General features: G+C 72.2%; 14 protein-coding genes. 7 read left to right on the plus strand and 7 right to left on the minus strand.

Annotation, left to right across the window (positions count from 1 at the left end; translation table 11 throughout):
* Positions 1 to 187: 187 nt before the first annotated feature.
* Entirely contained in the window at positions 188 to 3,157 is a 2,970-nt protein-coding gene (locus ACFVDM_RS22870; protein ID WP_383642948.1) for a BTAD domain-containing putative transcriptional regulator, read from the minus strand.
* Positions 3,158 to 3,391: 234 nt separating this feature from the next.
* Here ACFVDM_RS22870 and ACFVDM_RS22875 point away from each other — a divergent pair, with 234 nt between their 5' ends.
* Entirely contained in the window at positions 3,392 to 4,624 is a 1,233-nt protein-coding gene (locus ACFVDM_RS22875; protein ID WP_383642952.1) for an amidohydrolase family protein, read from the plus strand.
* Positions 4,625 to 4,724: 100 nt separating this feature from the next.
* On the opposite strand, the gene ACFVDM_RS22880 is transcribed toward ACFVDM_RS22875, so the two are convergent.
* The gene (locus tag ACFVDM_RS22880) at positions 4,725 to 5,552 is read right to left on the minus strand and encodes a MerR family transcriptional regulator (protein ID WP_383642954.1); all 828 of its coding nucleotides are present in this window, start codon (positions 5,550 to 5,552) and stop codon (positions 4,725 to 4,727) included.
* A gap of 113 nt (positions 5,553 to 5,665) precedes the next feature.
* On the opposite strand from ACFVDM_RS22880, the gene ACFVDM_RS22885 reads away from it, so the two are divergent.
* Together ACFVDM_RS22885 and ACFVDM_RS22890 are read left to right on the plus strand one after the other, a co-directional pair.
* Entirely contained in the window at positions 5,666 to 6,316 is a 651-nt protein-coding gene (locus ACFVDM_RS22885) for an RNA polymerase sigma factor (RefSeq protein WP_383642957.1), read from the plus strand.
* The gene (locus ACFVDM_RS22890) at positions 6,313 to 7,338 is read left to right on the plus strand and encodes a CU044_5270 family protein (RefSeq protein ID WP_383642960.1); all 1,026 of its coding nucleotides are present in this window, start codon (positions 6,313 to 6,315) and stop codon (positions 7,336 to 7,338) included. The genes ACFVDM_RS22885 and ACFVDM_RS22890 overlap by 4 nt, the downstream gene beginning before the upstream one ends.
* Positions 7,339 to 7,497: 159 nt before the next feature.
* Here ACFVDM_RS22890 and ACFVDM_RS22895 read toward each other — a convergent pair whose 3' ends face one another.
* Positions 7,498 to 7,701: a cold-shock protein gene (locus ACFVDM_RS22895; RefSeq protein WP_003967102.1), complete on the minus strand. Its 204-nt coding sequence runs from the start codon at positions 7,699 to 7,701 to the stop codon at positions 7,498 to 7,500.
* Positions 7,702 to 8,056: 355 nt separating this feature from the next.
* Between ACFVDM_RS22895 and ACFVDM_RS22900 the strand changes: the two genes are divergently transcribed.
* The 4 genes from ACFVDM_RS22900 (at position 8,057) to ACFVDM_RS22915 (ending at position 12,879) form a co-directional block, all read left to right on the plus strand.
* On the plus strand, positions 8,057 to 8,935 hold the full coding sequence (locus ACFVDM_RS22900) for a menaquinone biosynthetic enzyme MqnA/MqnD family protein (protein ID WP_383642962.1): 879 nt from the start codon (positions 8,057 to 8,059) through the stop codon (positions 8,933 to 8,935).
* Positions 8,936 to 9,167: 232 nt separating this feature from the next.
* Complete coding sequence (locus ACFVDM_RS22905) at positions 9,168 to 10,958, plus strand: serine/threonine-protein kinase (RefSeq protein WP_383642965.1); 1,791 nt, start codon at positions 9,168 to 9,170, stop codon at positions 10,956 to 10,958.
* 72 nt (positions 10,959 to 11,030) lie between these two features.
* Entirely contained in the window at positions 11,031 to 12,230 is a 1,200-nt protein-coding gene (gene mqnC, locus ACFVDM_RS22910; protein ID WP_383642968.1) for a cyclic dehypoxanthinyl futalosine synthase, read from the plus strand.
* A 7-nt stretch (positions 12,231 to 12,237) separates the two neighbouring features.
* Positions 12,238 to 12,879 carry a hypothetical protein gene (locus tag ACFVDM_RS22915; RefSeq protein ID WP_383642971.1) on the plus strand — a complete coding sequence of 214 codons (642 nt, stop codon included), beginning with the start codon at positions 12,238 to 12,240 and terminating at the stop codon, positions 12,877 to 12,879.
* Between the two features lie 21 nt (positions 12,880 to 12,900).
* Here ACFVDM_RS22915 and ACFVDM_RS22920 read toward each other — a convergent pair whose 3' ends face one another.
* From ACFVDM_RS22920 to ACFVDM_RS22935, 4 genes are all read right to left on the minus strand, one after another.
* Positions 12,901 to 13,248, minus strand: coding sequence for a helix-turn-helix transcriptional regulator (locus ACFVDM_RS22920; RefSeq protein WP_383642974.1), 348 nt, complete (start codon positions 13,246 to 13,248; stop codon positions 12,901 to 12,903).
* 114 nt (positions 13,249 to 13,362) lie between these two features.
* Entirely contained in the window at positions 13,363 to 13,785 is a 423-nt protein-coding gene (locus tag ACFVDM_RS22925) for a peptidase inhibitor family I36 protein (RefSeq protein ID WP_383642976.1), read from the minus strand.
* 151 nt (positions 13,786 to 13,936) lie between these two features.
* Positions 13,937 to 14,617: a DUF3152 domain-containing protein gene (locus tag ACFVDM_RS22930; RefSeq protein ID WP_383642979.1), complete on the minus strand. Its 681-nt coding sequence runs from the start codon at positions 14,615 to 14,617 to the stop codon at positions 13,937 to 13,939.
* A gap of 114 nt (positions 14,618 to 14,731) precedes the next feature.
* A complete protein-coding gene (locus ACFVDM_RS22935; protein WP_383642982.1) occupies positions 14,732 to 15,520 on the minus strand; it encodes a DUF3152 domain-containing protein in 789 nt (262 codons plus the stop codon).
* Positions 15,521 to 15,657 lie beyond the last annotated feature (137 nt).

The following is a 15,657-nucleotide window of genomic DNA, read 5'->3' on the forward strand; positions in this document are numbered from 1 at the left end:
CTATCTGTGATGGGTCGGTGAGGCCCGCCCGGCTGTTCCCCCGTGGACTGCCGGGCGGGCGTCTCCAGAGCCGCTCACCTTAGTGCTACGGCTTCGGCGTCAACCCGTCTGCCCCCCGACGCGGCGGATTGACATGGATGAGATTGCCGGGCCGGGATAAACGATTGATGAACGCCCCGCACAGGCGTTACGAGGCCGCCGCCGAGGCGACGGAGGACAGCAGCACGCGCACGCTCGTGGCTTCCTGGGAGCCGAGCCGCTCGTAGATGGTCAGGGCCTCGCGCCAGCACACATGGGCCCGGCCGAACTGCCCGATGCTGTTGAGCGCGCGGCCCAGCACGGTGAGGACGTTCCCCCGCCGCCACTCGCCACCGATTCCCCGGAGGGCCGTCAGGGCCTGTTCCGCCTTGGTCGCTGCGTCGGCGGGTCTGCCCCACGCGAGGTCCACCTCCGACAGCCGGAAGAGGGCCATCCCCTCCCACAGGCGCTGCCTGCTGTCCCGGAAGGTGCCGAGCGCCTCCATGAGGACCTCGGAAGCCGCGCCGAACTGCCCGCTCTGGGTCAGCGCCATGCCGAGGGCGTAGCGCCCGTTGGCACTGCGCAGCGCGTGCCCGAGGCTGTTGTAGATCGCGATGCCCTGCTCGGCCAGGGAGACCGCGCTCTCGGTGCGTCCGGTGGCGAGGTGGATGCGCGAGAGGTTGCACAGCGCGCTGGCCTCGCCCGGACGGTCCTCGATGCGGCGGAAGCGGTCGATGGCCAGGCTGAGGTACTTCTCGCCGTCCGCGTGCCGGTTCTCGTACAGGGCCATGATCCCGAGCGCGTTCGGCGCCCAGCATCCCGGCAGCGGGTCGGAGGTGGTCCCGACGAGCTCCATGACCTGTTCCGACTCGTCACGGGCCTGGTCGAAGCGGCCCGAGGTGTGGTGCACGTCGGCCAGTGTCATGAGGGCCCGTACCTCGGTGCGGCGGTCGCCGGCCCGGCGGGCGGCCGTGAGCACCGTGAGGGCGGTGGACTCGTACTGCTTCGCGTCCGTGCCGGACTCGCCCAGGTCGAGCGCCGCCCACAGCAGATCGACCGAACGGGGCAGGGTGTCGGGCGAGGACGACTGCCGTACGCAGGACAGGAGCGGGCCCGCCTCGGCGTACAGCCAGTCGCGGGCGGCGTTCCTGCTCAGGAACGACAGCCCGGCGCGATCCGTCGGCTCCAGATGGTCCACCAGCCGGTCCCCCGGCCGCTCCAGCGCGTACACCCCCGCCGCCGTCGCCAGATAGAAGTCCAGCAGCCGCGACAGCGCCCGGTCCTTCTCCTGCGGGGGCTGTTCGTCGCGGTCGGCGCAGGAGCGGGCGTAGAGGCGGACGAGGTCGTGGTAGCGGTAGCGGCCGGGGGCGGCGGATTCGAGGAGGCTGGTGTCGACGAGGGCTTCGAGGAGGTCCTCGGCCTCGTGGACGTCGAGGTCCAGGAGGGCCGCCGCGGCGGCCAGGGAGATGTCGGGGCCGTCGGCGAGGCCCAGGAGGCGGAAGGCGCGGGCCTGGGCGGGTTCGAGCTGGCCGTAGCCGAGTTCGAAGGTGGCCTTGACCGCGAGGTCGCCGGCCTGGAGCTCGTCCAGGCGGCGGCGCTCGTCGGCGAGCTTGGCGGCGAGGACGGAGACCGTCCAGGTGCGGCGGGAGGCCAGCCGGGAGGCGGCGATGCGGATGGCGAGGGGGAGGAAGCCGCAGGCGGCGACCACGTCGAGGGCGGCCTCGCGCTCGGAGTTGATGCGTTCCTCGCCCACGATGCGGGTGAAGAGCTGGAGCGCCTCCTCGGGCGACATCACATCGAGGTCGACGAGGTGCGCGCCCGCCAGATCGACCATCCGGACCCGGCTGGTGACCAGGGCGGCGCAGCCCTCGGTGCCGGGGAGCAGCGGGCGGATCTGGGCCGCGTCGTGGGCGTTGTCCAGGAGGACGAGGACCCGGCGGCCGTCCAGCGTGGAGCGGTAGAGCGCGGCGCGCTCGTCCAGCGAGTCGGGGATCGCGGAGTCCGCCGTGCCCAGCGCCCGCAGGAACGCGCCGAGCACCGTCTCCGGCTCGGCGGCCCGGGAACCGGCGCCCTGGAGGTCGACGTAGAGCTGGCCGTCGGGGAAGTGCCGGCGGGCCTGGTGGGCGACGTGCACGGCGAGCGTCGTCTTGCCGACACCGCCGATACCGGCCAGGGCGGAGACGGCCATCACGGAGCCCTCGGCGGTGGCGAGGCGGTCGCCGAGTTCGCGGACGAAGGAGGCCCGGCCGGTGAAGTCCGGGACCGTCGCCGGGAGCTGCGCCGGGCGGACCGGTGCGGGCGCCGGGGCCGGTTCGTCCGCCGGGCGGGCCAGTTCCTCGTCGGCGCGCAGGATGCGCTGCTGGAGCTGGGCCAGCTCGGGGCGCGGGTCCACGCCCAGCTCCTCGGCGAGCAGCCGGCGGGTGTCCGCGTAGACGGCCAGCGCCTCGGCCTGCCGGCCGCTGCGGTACAGCGCCACCATCAGCAGCTCGCGCAGCCGCTCGCGCAGCGGGTGGGCGGCGGTGAGCGCGGTCAGTTCGGAGACCGCCTCCGCGTGGCAGCCGACCTCCAGGTCCAGATCCAGCCGGGTCTCGGTGAGCTGGAGCCGCCACTCCTCCAGCCGGGTGCGCTGGTTGTCGGCGTAGGGGCCGGGCACGGAGGCCAGCGCCTCGCCGTCCCACAGCGCCAGCGCCTCGTTCAGCAGCACCCGTGCCCGGCAGCGGTCGCCCGAGGCACGGGCCTTCTCCGCCTCGGCCGCCCGTTCCTGGGCGCGCGTCAGATCGAGCGCGTCCGGGGCGACCCGCATCGCGTAGCCGCCGGAGTCGCTGGCCAGGGTCAGGGGGCCCAGGGTCTTGCGGAGCCGGGAGGCGTAGGTGCGTACGGCGGCCAGCGCCTGCGAGGGCGGGTCCTCGCCCCAGATGGCGTCGATGAGTTCGGCGGCGGTGGCCGTCCGGCCGCTCCGCAGCAGCAGCGCGGTGAGCAGGGCGCGCTGCTGGGGTGATCCGGACGGCAGCGTCTCCTCCCCGCGCCGGGCCCGTACCGGACCGAGCACGGAGAAGTGCAGCCCCGTGTCCTGTACGGCCTCCCGCTCCGGGGCGCGCTGCTCCGGAACACGTATCCGCGGCCCGACGTCACGGCCCATTGCTGCCTCCTGTCCCACCCTGTGCGCTGCCCGGCACGATCCGCAGATGTCCCGATCCCTCCGGGGCCATCCGGATTGCTCCATACCGTTGGTATCGCCGTCAACAGTCTGCCTTGTGAAGGGGCGAATCGTCAGCCACGGGTGACTCTCTGCACAAGCCCTCGACAACGATTGTGGAACGGGCCCCGGCACAGATAGCTGACGGTTCGTCAGATCAGCGCTACCGTGGAACGCATGGAGACCTTCCCGAAGATCATCTCGGTGGACGACCACACGGTGGAGCCCGCTCATGTCTGGCGGGACCGGCTCCCGTCCCGGTACGCCGACTCCGGACCGCGCATCGTCCGCGCACCGCTCAAGGAAATGACCTTCATGGGCGGCAAGTTCGCCCCCGTGATGGGCGCCCGGGGCGACGAGGGGCCGATCGGCGACTGGTGGGTGTACGAGGACCTGCACCGCCCGCTCACCCGGCTGGACACCGCCGTCGGCTACGACAGGGACGAGATCAGGCTCGAAGTCATCACGTACGAGCAGATGCGCCCCGGCTCGTTCTCCGTGCCCGAGCGCCTCGCCGACATGGACGTCAACCACGTCCAGTCCGCCCTCTGCTTCCCGACCTTCCCCCGCTTCTGCGGCCAGACCTTCACCGAGGCCAAGGACCGGGAGCTGGGACTGCTCGCGGTGCGCGCGTACAACGACTGGATGGTCGAGGAGTGGTGCGGCCCCGACGCGCACGGCCGGCTCATCCCGCTCACCCTCATCCCGCTCTGGGACGCGGAACTGGCCGCTGCCGAGGTCCGCCGCAACGCCGCCCGCGGGGTGCGCGCCGTCGCCTTCTCCGAGATACCCCCGCATCTGGGACTGCCGTCCATCCACACGGACGACTGGGACCCCTTCCTGCGCGCCTGCGACGAGACGGGGACGGTGATCGCCATGCACATCGGCTCGTCCTCGAAGATGCCGTCCACCTCCGCCGACGCCCCGCCGGCCGTCGGCTCCACCATCACCTTCGCCAACTGCTGCTTCTCGATGGTGGACTGGCTGATGAGCGGCAAGTTCGAACGCTTCCCGAACCTGCGGATCATGTACGCGGAGGGCCAGATCGGCTGGATCCCCTACATCCTGGAGCGCGCCGACGTGGTCTGGGAGGAGAACCGCGCCTGGGGCGGCGTCGCCGACAAGGTCCACCGCCCGCCGTCGGAGCTCTTCGCCGATCACGTCTTCGGCTGCTTCTTCGACGATGCTTTCGGGCTCAAGAACCTCGACGCGATCGGGGTGGGGAACGTACTGTACGAGACGGACTACCCGCACTCCGACTCGACCTGGCCCAAGTCGCGCGAGGTCGGCGAGGCGCAGATGGGCCACCTGGACGCCCACGTGGTGGACCGCATCGTGCGGGGCAACGCCATCGACCTGCTGGGTCTGACCGCCGAAGGACTATGGGCGGGGCCCGGTACAGGGGCCTGAACCAGGGCCCCGCAAGGGGCCTCGGACAGAGGCCCTTCGAGGGAGGGGGGCCCGGCCCCGGCCGGGCAGTACTCGGCCGGGCCCCCGCCCCGCGACCCGATCAGCCTGCGGTCAGCGGCTCCTGAAGCTCCGTCACCCACTGCGACTCGTCCTCGGGGCACTCCAGGCTCACCTCGCGCGCGTACCCCGCCGAACCGCGTCCGCTCGCGTCGATCCACCGGGCCAGCGTCTGCGCCGTCGGCAGCACCGTGGCCATCGGACCCCGGTGTACGACGGTCGCCGCCTCCACCGGCTCCAGCTCCACCACCGTGACGCCCGTGTCGCCCACCGGCCCCACCGGGGCGGAGACCGTCACCCCGGCGTGCACGACGATCGCGCCGCCGCCCTCCGGGGCGTCCTCGTACCGGGCGATCCCCGGGCCCGACGGCCGGACCCCGGCCCCCTCCAGCAGCGGGAAGAGCCGCTCGTACAGCGGCCGGATCACCGGAGTGATGTCCTCCGGCTCATAGCTCGCGGCGATCCCCGTCAGCTCCGCGACCCGCACCGCCGGGATGGTCTTGATCACGACATCGTCCGTGGACATGTGTCCCTCGCTCTCGATCGACCGGAGCCTCGCCTCGACCTGGACGAGCCGCGCCGCGGCCCGCGCCATCGCCTCCTCCAGCTCCGCCCGGCGCAGCCGCAGCATGCCCCGCAGCTCCTCCGGGTCCACCTCCTCGTCCAGGACGGCCCGCACCTGCTGGAGCGTGAAGCCGAGGTCCTTGAGGGCGATGATCCGGTTGAGCCGGGCGAGCTGGGCGGCACCGTAGTGGCGGTAGCCGTTGGCGGGGTCGGTACGGTCGGGATGCAGCAGTCCGACCGCGTCGTAATGACGCAGCATGCGGACCGACACCCGTCCGTACCGGGCGAAGTCTCCGATGGTGAACATGATGTCTCCCAGTGCACGGCCTCACACGGTGTCAGGGTCAAGCATCCCCCGTCGCCCCGAGGGCTGTGACCCAGGTCACCGGAACCCGGCGTCCGCCGCGGACAGGTCCTGACGTGGAGCATTCCCTGAGAGCCCGGATACGGGCAGGCGACCCGGACGCCTTCGGCACCCTCTTCGACGACCACGCCCGCACGGTCTTCCGTTACGCGGCGCGGTCGACGGGCGACGCGGCCGGGGCGGAGGACATCGTCTCGCTGACCTTCCTGGAGGCGTGGCGGCTGCGCACCACCCTGCGCGACTCCGACGAGGAGCTGAAGCCCTGGCTGCTCGGCATCGCCACCAACGTCCTGCGCAACACCCGGCGCGCCGCCCGCCGCCACGACGCGGCCCTGACCCGCGTCCCGGTCCGGCCCGCCGTGCCCGACTTCGCCGACGAACTCGTGGGCCGCATCCACGACGCGGAGCAGCTCACGGCGGCGCGGGCGGCGCTCGCCCGGCTGCGCCCCAAGGAGCGGGAGGTCTTCCTGCTCTGCGTCTGGGACGGACTGGACTACCGGCAGGCCGCCCGCGCGCTCGGCGTCCCCGTCGGCACCGTCCGCTCCCGGCTCTCCCGGGCCAGGAAGCGGCTGCGCGTCCTCACCGAGGACGAGATCAAGAAGTTCGAGAAAACCGCAAGAAACATGGAACTACCGGGATCAGCCGGACAGTACCCGAGTGACCGCGCCACCGCGGTCCGGTCGAACGAAAGGGAGGGGAACCGATGAGTGCCGACGCCGAGAAGGTCGCCCGGGAGCTCCGGGCGCGGCTGCCCGAGCCGCACGGACCGGTCCTGCCGAGCGACCGCCAACGGCTGCTCAAGGAGTACGTGATGAACGAGATCCACCAGGCCGGGGCCGGGGAGAAGGCGGCGGCGGGCAGCACCCGCCCGCGCCGGCTGCGCGGCTGGTACGCCGTGCCGGTCGGCATGGTCGCCGCCGGGGCGCTGGCCTTCACCTTCCTGGCCGGTCCCGGCCAGGGCGGCGGGGACACCGGCTACCACCTCAGCGCCGCCCCGGTCGTCCAGGTCGAGGTCGCCTCGGCCGACGGCGTGGGCGCGCTCATGGAGAACGTCGCCCGCCACGCGGAACAGGGCCCGGCCCCCCGCGTCCGCGCGGACCAGTTCGTGTACGTGCGCTCGCACTACTCCAACATGCAGGCGAAGGAGGGCGAGGCCTTCCAGCTGAAGACGTACTACCGCGAGTCCTGGACCTCCCAGAACCCCGACGAGGTGCAGAGCCGGCTCAAGCAGCCCGGCGACGACCTCGTCTGGTCCGAGCCCGACGAGGAGGGGCTGCGCCGGTACAACCGGAACCACACCTACGCCGCGCTGGAGAAGCTGCCCACGGAGAAGGGCGCCCTGCTGCGGAAGCTCCGCGCGGACGCCGCGTACACCGGCTCCTCCGACCAGGACCTCTTCGACTACGTCGGCGGTCTGATCGGTGAGTCGATCCTGCCGCCCGAGACCGGCGCCGCGATCTACCGCGCCGCCGCCGGCATCCCCGGCGTCGTCATGGTGAAGAAGGCCCAGGACGGCGACGGCCGGCCCGGCGTCGCACTCGCCCGCACCGACGAGCGGACGCACGAACGCAAGGAGCTGGTGTTCGACGCCAACAGTTACGACTATCTGGGACTGCGTTCCTATCTCGTCCGGAACACCGAACTGGGCAAGAAGGGCACCGTCACCGAAATGCAGGCGGTACTCGACCGGGGTGTCGTGAACAGCCGCGACGAGACGCCCGGGAAGTAATCGCACACCCGGATGACGGGTGCCGGGCGGAATGACCGCTATTCCGTCCGGCACCCGCCCGGGGCCGTACAACGGGCAGGAGCCCCGCTTCTCCGCCGGAACGGAGGAGCGGGGCTCCTTGGGTACTGCATATGCGGCCGCGATCGGCCGACCTGGCAACTAGGCCGGGGTGACGTTCTCAGCCTGCGGGCCCTTCGGACCCTGAGTGACGTCGAAGTTCACGACCTGGTTCTCCTCGAGGGAGCGGAACCCGGACGCGTTGATCGCGGAGTAGTGGACGAAGACATCCGGGCCGCCGCCGTCCTGGGCGATGAAGCCGAAGCCCTTTTCAGCGTTGAACCACTTGACGGTTCCGGTAGCCATAAGCCCTCCTTGGGCCAAAGGGTTGCCCTGCTCCAGAACCTGCAAAGAAGTCTGAAAACTACAAAAGCCTGCGGGGTTACATGCTCCGCAGGCTCTGTACTGCAAGGGAAACCAAACTGCAACTTGGCGACGAGCCTAGCACGCAGCCTGTGCCGAGGGGTAGAGGGAAAGATCACTTCACCCGGATGTTTGATTGCCGTGCGGATGAGCGTCCCGAGAGCGTCTTCCGGGTGACTCCCGAAGCCTTCCGGAGGGCCGCTCGCAGAGCCAATGCGGGGTCTTCGTGAAGAAGTGGTGCGCGACACCGCGCGCCCCCGGTGGGGCGCGCCGAGGGGTACGGGTCTAGCCTCGCGATGTGGACAATTCAACCGTCTCAACCGTCGCAGGCGACGACCGTCGCAGCCGGCCGCGCGTCGGCCACATCCAGTTCCTGAACTGCCTTCCCCTCTACTGGGGCCTCGCACGGACCGGAACCCTGCTCGATCTGGAGCTGTCGAAGGACACCCCGGAGAAGCTCAGCGAGCAGCTGATCCGAGGCGAGCTGGACATGGGTCCGGTCACCCTCGTGGAGTACCTCCGCAACGCCGACGACCTGGTCGCCTTCCCCGACATCGCCGTCGGCTGCGACGGACCCGTCATGTCGTGCGTCATCGTGTCGCAGCGCCCCCTGGAGGACCTGGACCGGGCCCGGGTCGCGCTCGGCTCCACCTCCCGCACCTCCGTACGCCTGGCGCAGCTGCTGCTCGCCGAGCGGTACGGGGTCACCCCCGACTACTACACCTGCCCGCCGGACCTCGGCCTGATGATGCAGGAGGCCGACGCCGCCGTCCTCATCGGCGACGCCGCGCTCCGCGCCAATCTCCACGACGCGCCCCGGCTCGGGCTCCAGGTCCACGATCTGGGCGCGATGTGGAAGGAGTGGACGGGGCTGCCCTTCGTCTTCGCCGTCTGGGCCGCGCGCAAGGACTATCTGGCCGCCGAGCCGACCGCCGTGCGCCAGGTGCACGAGGCGTTCCTCGCCTCGCGGGACCTCTCCCTGGAAGAGGTCACCAAGGTCGCGGAGCAGGCCGCGCGCTGGGAGGCCTTCGACGCGGAGGTGCTGGAGCGCTACTTCACCACCCTCGATTTCCGATTCGGTCCGGCGCAGCTCGCCGGGGTCGAGGAGTTCGCCCGCCGCACCGGTCCGACGACCGGCTTCCCGTCGGATGTACGGGTCGAACTGCTCGGCGGCTGAATTCCGCAAACGGCGGCGCCGTTCGATCAATCGACCGGAGGGCTCGATCAATCGACCGGATCTCTTCGATAACCGACCGGCGGAACGACACATTCACGCCTTTTGTTGTGGCGAATGATGTCGTTCGTTCCTTCCGGGGCGAAATCGTCGGATGGTTTCCTCTGTGAGCCGATGACCTTCAGAGCCTAGGCTTCGGTCCGAGGTCAGGCCGGTCCACAGGGGGAGTTCGCATATGCAGCCGCTCGAAGCCGGCGACCCGCTGGGCATCGGTGCCTACCGGCTGCTCGGCAGACTCGGGGCCGGCGGCATGGGCCGCGTCTATCTCGGACGCAGCGCGGGGGGCCGTACGGTCGCGGTCAAGGTCGTCCATCCGCACTTCGCGCTCGACGAGCAGTTCCGCGCCCGGTTCCGCCGCGAGGTGGACGCGGCGCGGCGCATCGGCGGCCAGTGGACCGCGCCCGTCCTGGACGCCGACCCGGACGCCCCCGTGCCCTGGGTCGCCCACGGCTACGTGGCCGGGCCGCCGCTCTCCTCCGCGGTGACCGACCACGGCCCGCTGCCCGAACAGGCGGTCCGCACGCTGGGCGCCGGGCTCGCCGAGGCGCTGGCCGCCGTCCACGGGCAGGGGCTCATCCACCGCGATGTGAAGCCGTCCAACGTGCTGCTCGCCCTCGACGGCCCCCGGCTGATCGACTTCGGCATCGCCCGCGCCATCGACGCGACGGTCTCCCTCACCTCCACCGGGGTCTCCGTCGGCTCGCCCGGCTACATGTCGCCCGAGCAGATCCGGGGCCAGGAGATCTCCGGCGAGGCCGACATCTTCTCGCTGGGCGCGGTGCTGGCGTACGCGGCGACGGGCTCGGCCCCCTTCCTGGGCGACTCCTCGGCGGTCCTCCTCTACAAGGTGGTCCACGAGGAGCCCGAGCTGGGCGAGCTGGAGGGCGAGCTGCGCGAGGTGATCGCCGCCTGCCTCGCCAAGGACCCGGCACACCGCCCGACCCCGGCCGAGCTGGCCCGCCGGCTGATGCCCGGCGGCGCGGCGGCCGCGGTGGCGGCGGGCTGGCTCCCCGCCTCCCTGGAACGCGAGGTCAGCCGCTCGGCGGTCGCCCTGCTGGACCTGGAACCGCAGGACGCACCGGTCCAGTCGGGTCCGGTGCCGTTCAGCAGCGCCTCGTTCGGCACGGGAGGCGCGGGAGGCGCGGGAGGCGGGGGAAGCGCGGGAGGCACCGGGGACGCGGGCGCGGCGGGCGGCGGGGCGCTCGGGGTCTTCGGGCCGCCGCTCGAACCGCGGACCGGGTCCGCTCCGCGGCCGGGGCCGTACGGGGCCGGAACCGGCGGGGTGCCCGGCCCGCGCACCGCCGACCCCCGGTTCGCCCTCACCATGGACGCGGGCTCCCGGCCGGACGGGCGGCGCGGGCGCCGGCTCAGCTGCACCGTCGCGCTCGCGGTGGCCGGGGCGCTGGCGGTGGTGACCGTCGGCAGCGCGTACCTGTTCGACCTGATGCCGGGCGGGGGCGGCGGCACGGAGAACGCCGGATCACGGCCGACCACCGGCGCCGAGACCTCGCCCAGCACCCCCGGTGACTCCGCGACCTCGGAGCCGGAGACCCCGTCCGGCTCGGGGACGGGCACCCCGGGCCGGTCCGCCGAGGTCCCGGCCGCCTTCCTCGGCACCTGGCGCGGACCGCTCACCGAGAAGACGACCGGCGCCCCGCACGGCACGCTCACCGCGGTGATCGGCAAGGGCCGCGAGGGCGCCGACGTGGTCCGTATGACGACGACGATCGAAAGCCTCGGCGTGGAGGTGCGCTGCTACAGCGTCGCCTCCCTCACCGCCGCCACCGACCGGGCGCTCACCCTGAGGGAACGGGCCGACCCCGACCGCGCCGGCACCCCCGGCCTCTGCACCACCGACCCGGCCGTCCTCCACTACACGCGCGCCGCCGACGGCACCCTGCGCTTCCGGTCCGAGGAGCGGGCGGCCGGGCTCCCGTACGGCACGCTGACCAGGTCCGGCCGCTGAGGTCCGGCGGGGCTGGCGTACGCTGAGCCGGTCCATGGATCCGTTGAAAAACCGCCGAAAGGTGACAGCCCGGTGACCGAGAAGGCCGACCTCCAGCCCATCCTCGACCGCGCCGCCGCGGGCGGCCGGATCACTCCGGAGGAGGCCCTCGACCTCTACCGGTCCGCGCCCCTGCACGCCCTGGGCGCGGCGGCCGACGCCGTGCGCCGGAGGCGTTACGCGGGTACGGAGCACATCGCGACGTACATCATCGAGCGCAACATCAACTACACCAACGTCTGCGTCACGGCGTGCAAGTTCTGCGCGTTCTACGCGGCGCCCAAGGACACGGACAAGGGCTGGTCCCGGGACCTGGACGACATCCTGCGCCGCTGCGCGGAGACCGTCGAGCTGGGCGGCACCCAGATCATGTTCCAGGGCGGGCACCACCCGGACTACGGCGTCGAGTACTACGAGAAGCACTTCTCGGCGATCAAGAAGGAGTTCCCGCAGCTGGTCATCCACTCGCTCGGGGCCTCCGAGATCGAGCACATGGCCCGGATCTCGAAGGTCTCCGCCGAGGAGGCCATCGCCCGGATCCACGCGGCGGGCCTCGACTCCTTCGCGGGCGCCGGCGCCGAACTGCTGCCGGCCCGGCCGCGTACGGCCATCGCCCCGCTCAAGGAGTCCGGCGAGCGCTGGCTGGAGATCATGGAGATCGCCCACGGTCTGGGCGTCGAGTCCACGTCGACGATGCTCATGGGCACCGGCGAGACGAACGCCGAGCGCATCGAGCACCTGCGGATGATCCGCGACGTCCAGGACCGCACCGGCGGCTTCCGCGCCTTCATCCCGTACACCTACCAGCCGGAGAACAACAAGCTGAAGGGCCGTACGCAGGCCACGCTCTTCGAGTACCTGCGGATGATCGCCATCGCCCGGATCTTCCTGGACAACGTCGCCCACATCCAGGGCTCCTGGCTCACCACGGGCAAGGAGGTCGGCCAGCTGTCGCTGCACTACGGCGCCGACGACCTGGGCTCGATCATGCTGGAGGAGAACGTCGTCTCCTCCGCCGGTGCCAAGCACCGCTCCAACCGCCTGGAGATCATCGACCTGATCCGCAAGGCGGACCGGGTGCCGGCCCAGCGCTCCACCACGTACGAGCACCTGGTCGTCCACGACGACCCGGCGAACGACCCGGTCGACGAGCGCGTCGTCTCGCACATCTCGTCCACCGCGATCGAGGGCGGCACCGCGCACCCGGAGCTGAAGCTCCTCGGCGCCAACTGAACGCCCCGTGCTGACGATCCACACCGCCGCCCTGCTGCTGCCGGGCGGCGGCCGTCCGCCCGTGCCCGGCGGGGCGGTGGCCGTGCGGGACACGGTGGTCGCGGCCCTCGGACCGTACGAGGAGCTGGCGGCCGCCCATCCGGGTGCCCGGGTGCGGCGCTGGCCCGGACTGCTGGCCCCCGGCCTCGTCCAGTACGACGCCGTCCGGCTGCTGACCGAGTGGTACTTCCCCGACCCGCGCGAGGCCGGGACCCTGGGCACCGAACCCCTCACCGGCGCCGCCCTCGACGCCCTCGGCCCGGACTCCGCCTGGCGTCCCGGCAGCGTCCGGCGCGGTCTCCACCGGATGCTCGCCCTCGGCACGACCCATCTCGCGGGCCGCTTCGACGACGCGACCCTGCGCGGCCCCGTCGCCCGCTCGGGCCTCACCGTCCTCCCGCCGGCCCGGACGGCCGCGGGCGCCCCGTGTCTCGATCCGTTCGCACACGGACGCGACCTGGCCGCCGCCGCCCACGGGCCGCTCACCGAGGGCGCCCGCGCCGACTTCGCCGCCTTCGACGCCCCGGACGAACCGGCCCTCCTCGCGGAGGGGGCCGGCCGCTGCGTGGGAACGGTGCTGGGCGGACGGCTGGTGTACCGGCGGCGGTGAGTCCGCCGGTGCACCGGCCGCCTACGCGCACTGGGCCAGACCGGCCGGCTCCGCCAGGAGCCGGGCGCAGGCCGGGCAGACCGCCGGCAGCTCCAGCCGCTCCAGGGCCGCCAGCAGATGGAGCCGCAGCCGGGTCAGACCGCCCAGCTTGGTGCGGAGATTGACGATGTGGAACTTCACGGTGCGCGGGGTGATGTGGAGCCGCGCCGCGAGTTCCTCGTTGGACGGTCCGCTGTACAGCGCGGCGAACACCTGCCGTTCCATCGGGGTCAGATGATGGAGCGGGACGCGCGTCAGCGGGGTCCGCTGCTTGCCCTGCGGGTGGCCGGCGCTCGCGCCGTCCGCACATACGAGACAGCGAATCCTCATGATTCCCCCCCCCGGGAGCCAGTTCAGATCCCGGAATCTCGCACGGACACGGGGTGGTCGGACCCGCGCCCGGGAGGCGAGTGTTCCGGAGTGCTTGGTGGTGGCCGGTCCCGGCTACTCGGCCCAGGCCGCGCTGACCGACGAGATCGTGTTCCGGAACGCGCTCGACGCGTTGCCGACGTAACCGGGCGGAAGGCTTCCGTAGGAGCCGCTGAAGCCCGCCCCCGTGTACACGACCATCCGGCTGCTCGCGCTGCGGTTCCAGTACGAGGCGGTGTTGTTGTCCACCCGCTGTCCGGCGCAGCTCAGCGAGCCCTTGAAGTAGTCGTTGCCGAGGTCCGCGTCGTTGCTGTACTCGCCGAGGTCGAAGACGGAACTGCCCTGGTTCGGCGTGCAGTACAGGCCCATCTCCCCGGCGGTCAGCCAGCCGTCCTTCTCCGCGGCCGAGGCCGGGCCGGCCGTGACGAGACAGAGCACGGCGGCGGTGGCGGCGAGGGCCGCGGGGACCAGGGCCGCTGAACGGGTTCCGGTGCGCATGATCGCTCCCCTTCCGGGGGTCTCGGTGGTCGGATCGGCCTTGATCGGCGTTCAGGGCCGTTGAGAATTGAAGCAACCTCCACCGGCTCTCGACCACTGTCCCTCGGGCCAGTACGCCCCGGGTGAGACGCGGCTCACAGCGCGGGCGGCGTCACGGAACGGGGGGTCCGCCGAGGTAGCGCCCGTGGCCGTCGTACGGCCAGGCGTTGGCGACGCAGCCCTTCAGCCCGTCGATCTGCTGCATCATCGCGGGCGCCGGGCGGCCCTTCCCGGGGCAGGTCTCGTGGCCGTGGCCGAGCCAGTGCCCGACCTCGTGGTTGATGATCAGCGCCCGGTACTCGGCGAGCGGGCCGTGGAACTCGGGTGAACCCTTCGTCCAGCGCTTCAGGTTGACCATGACATCGGTCCCGACCCGGCAGTTCACCTCGCCATGGGTGTTCAGGCCGCTCTTGGCGCAGATCCGGTCGGTGGTGCCCGGTGTCGCGATGCGGATGACGAGCCCCGCCGAGGCGTCGTCGACCTGGCGGAAGGACTGCTCGCCGCCGTGCGCCCAGCCGCGCGGCGCGGCCAGGACCGAGGCCACCTCGGCGGCGGCCTCGTCCGGGTCGAGCCCGGAGTCCTCCTCCACCTCGACCCGGTAGGCGTGGCCCGTCGTGCCCTTCGAGACGCCCGCGTGGGCCACCTCGAACGTGTCCCCGCCGTGCCCGGCGTTCCACCGCAGCCCCACGACACCGGCCGCGACCAGCACCAGGGGGACGGCGGCCGTCAGCACCAGCCGACGCCGCCCCGCTCCCGCCTGTATTCGTTTCCGGCGCCCCGTACTCGTGGACATCCGTACCCTCCCCGGTCCCGCGTGTGTTTCCGCTCCCCGTTGGTATGACCGGTGTCGGGGGCAATGGGTTCAGTCCACACGCGTACCGTGACTCAGGGCCACGCGTACCGTGACTCAGGGCACGGAGGGTCCGCCGAGGTAGGACCCGTGGCTGTCGTACGGCCAGGCGTTGGCGACGCAGCCCTTCAGCCCGTAGATCTGCTGCATCATCGCGGGGGCCGGACGGCCCTTCCCGGGGCAGCCCTCGTGGCCGTGGCCGAGCCAGTGCCCGACCTCGTGGTTGATGATCAGCGCCCGGTACTCGTCCAGCGGGCCGTCGAACTCCGGCGAACCGGTCTGCCAGCGCTTGAGGTTGACCACCACCGTCTCGCCCAGCCGGCAGTTGACCTCCCCGTGCGTGTTCATGCCGCCCGAACCGCAGATGCGGTCGGTCGTCGCCGCCGTCGCGATCTTGACCACCATCCCGGCCGGCCCCTCGGTGACCTGGCGGAACGACTGCTTCCCCCCGTGCGACCAGCCGCGCGGCGAGGCCAGGATGTCCGCGATCCGGTCCGCCGCCTCGTCCGGGGCGACCCCGGACCCGTCCTCCACCTCCACCCGGTACGCGTTCCCGCCCCCGGCCGACGCACCCGCCCGCGCCACCGTGAAGGTGCCGGGCCCGGAGGCCGGGACGACGGGCGGGGCCGTCCGGGTCTTCCGGGGGGACGGGGAGGGGGAGGGCGAGGGGGCGGCCTCGGGGGAGGGCGGCGCGGAGGCGGGCGCGGGAGCGATCTCCTCGGTGCCGGTGCCGGCACCGGTGCCGGTGCCGGCGGCGGCAGCGGCGGGCTCGCCCCGCTCCCAGGGCGGCGCGACGACGAGGAAGGCCGCGACGGCCAGGGCCGCGAGGGTCAGTGCGGCGAGCACCGTCCGGCGCGGCCCTCCTCTCCGTCGGGACGGCGCGCGCCCGGATATTCCGCTGATGCCTCGGTCTCTCTTCACCCGGTGGATCCCACTGTTCTTTCGCACGGTCTGTTCGTCGCGTATCGCATCAGTTCCCGGAA

The organism is Streptomyces sp. NPDC057682, from assembly GCF_042799575.1.
Classification (GTDB): Bacteria; Actinomycetota; Actinomycetes; order Streptomycetales; family Streptomycetaceae; genus Streptomyces.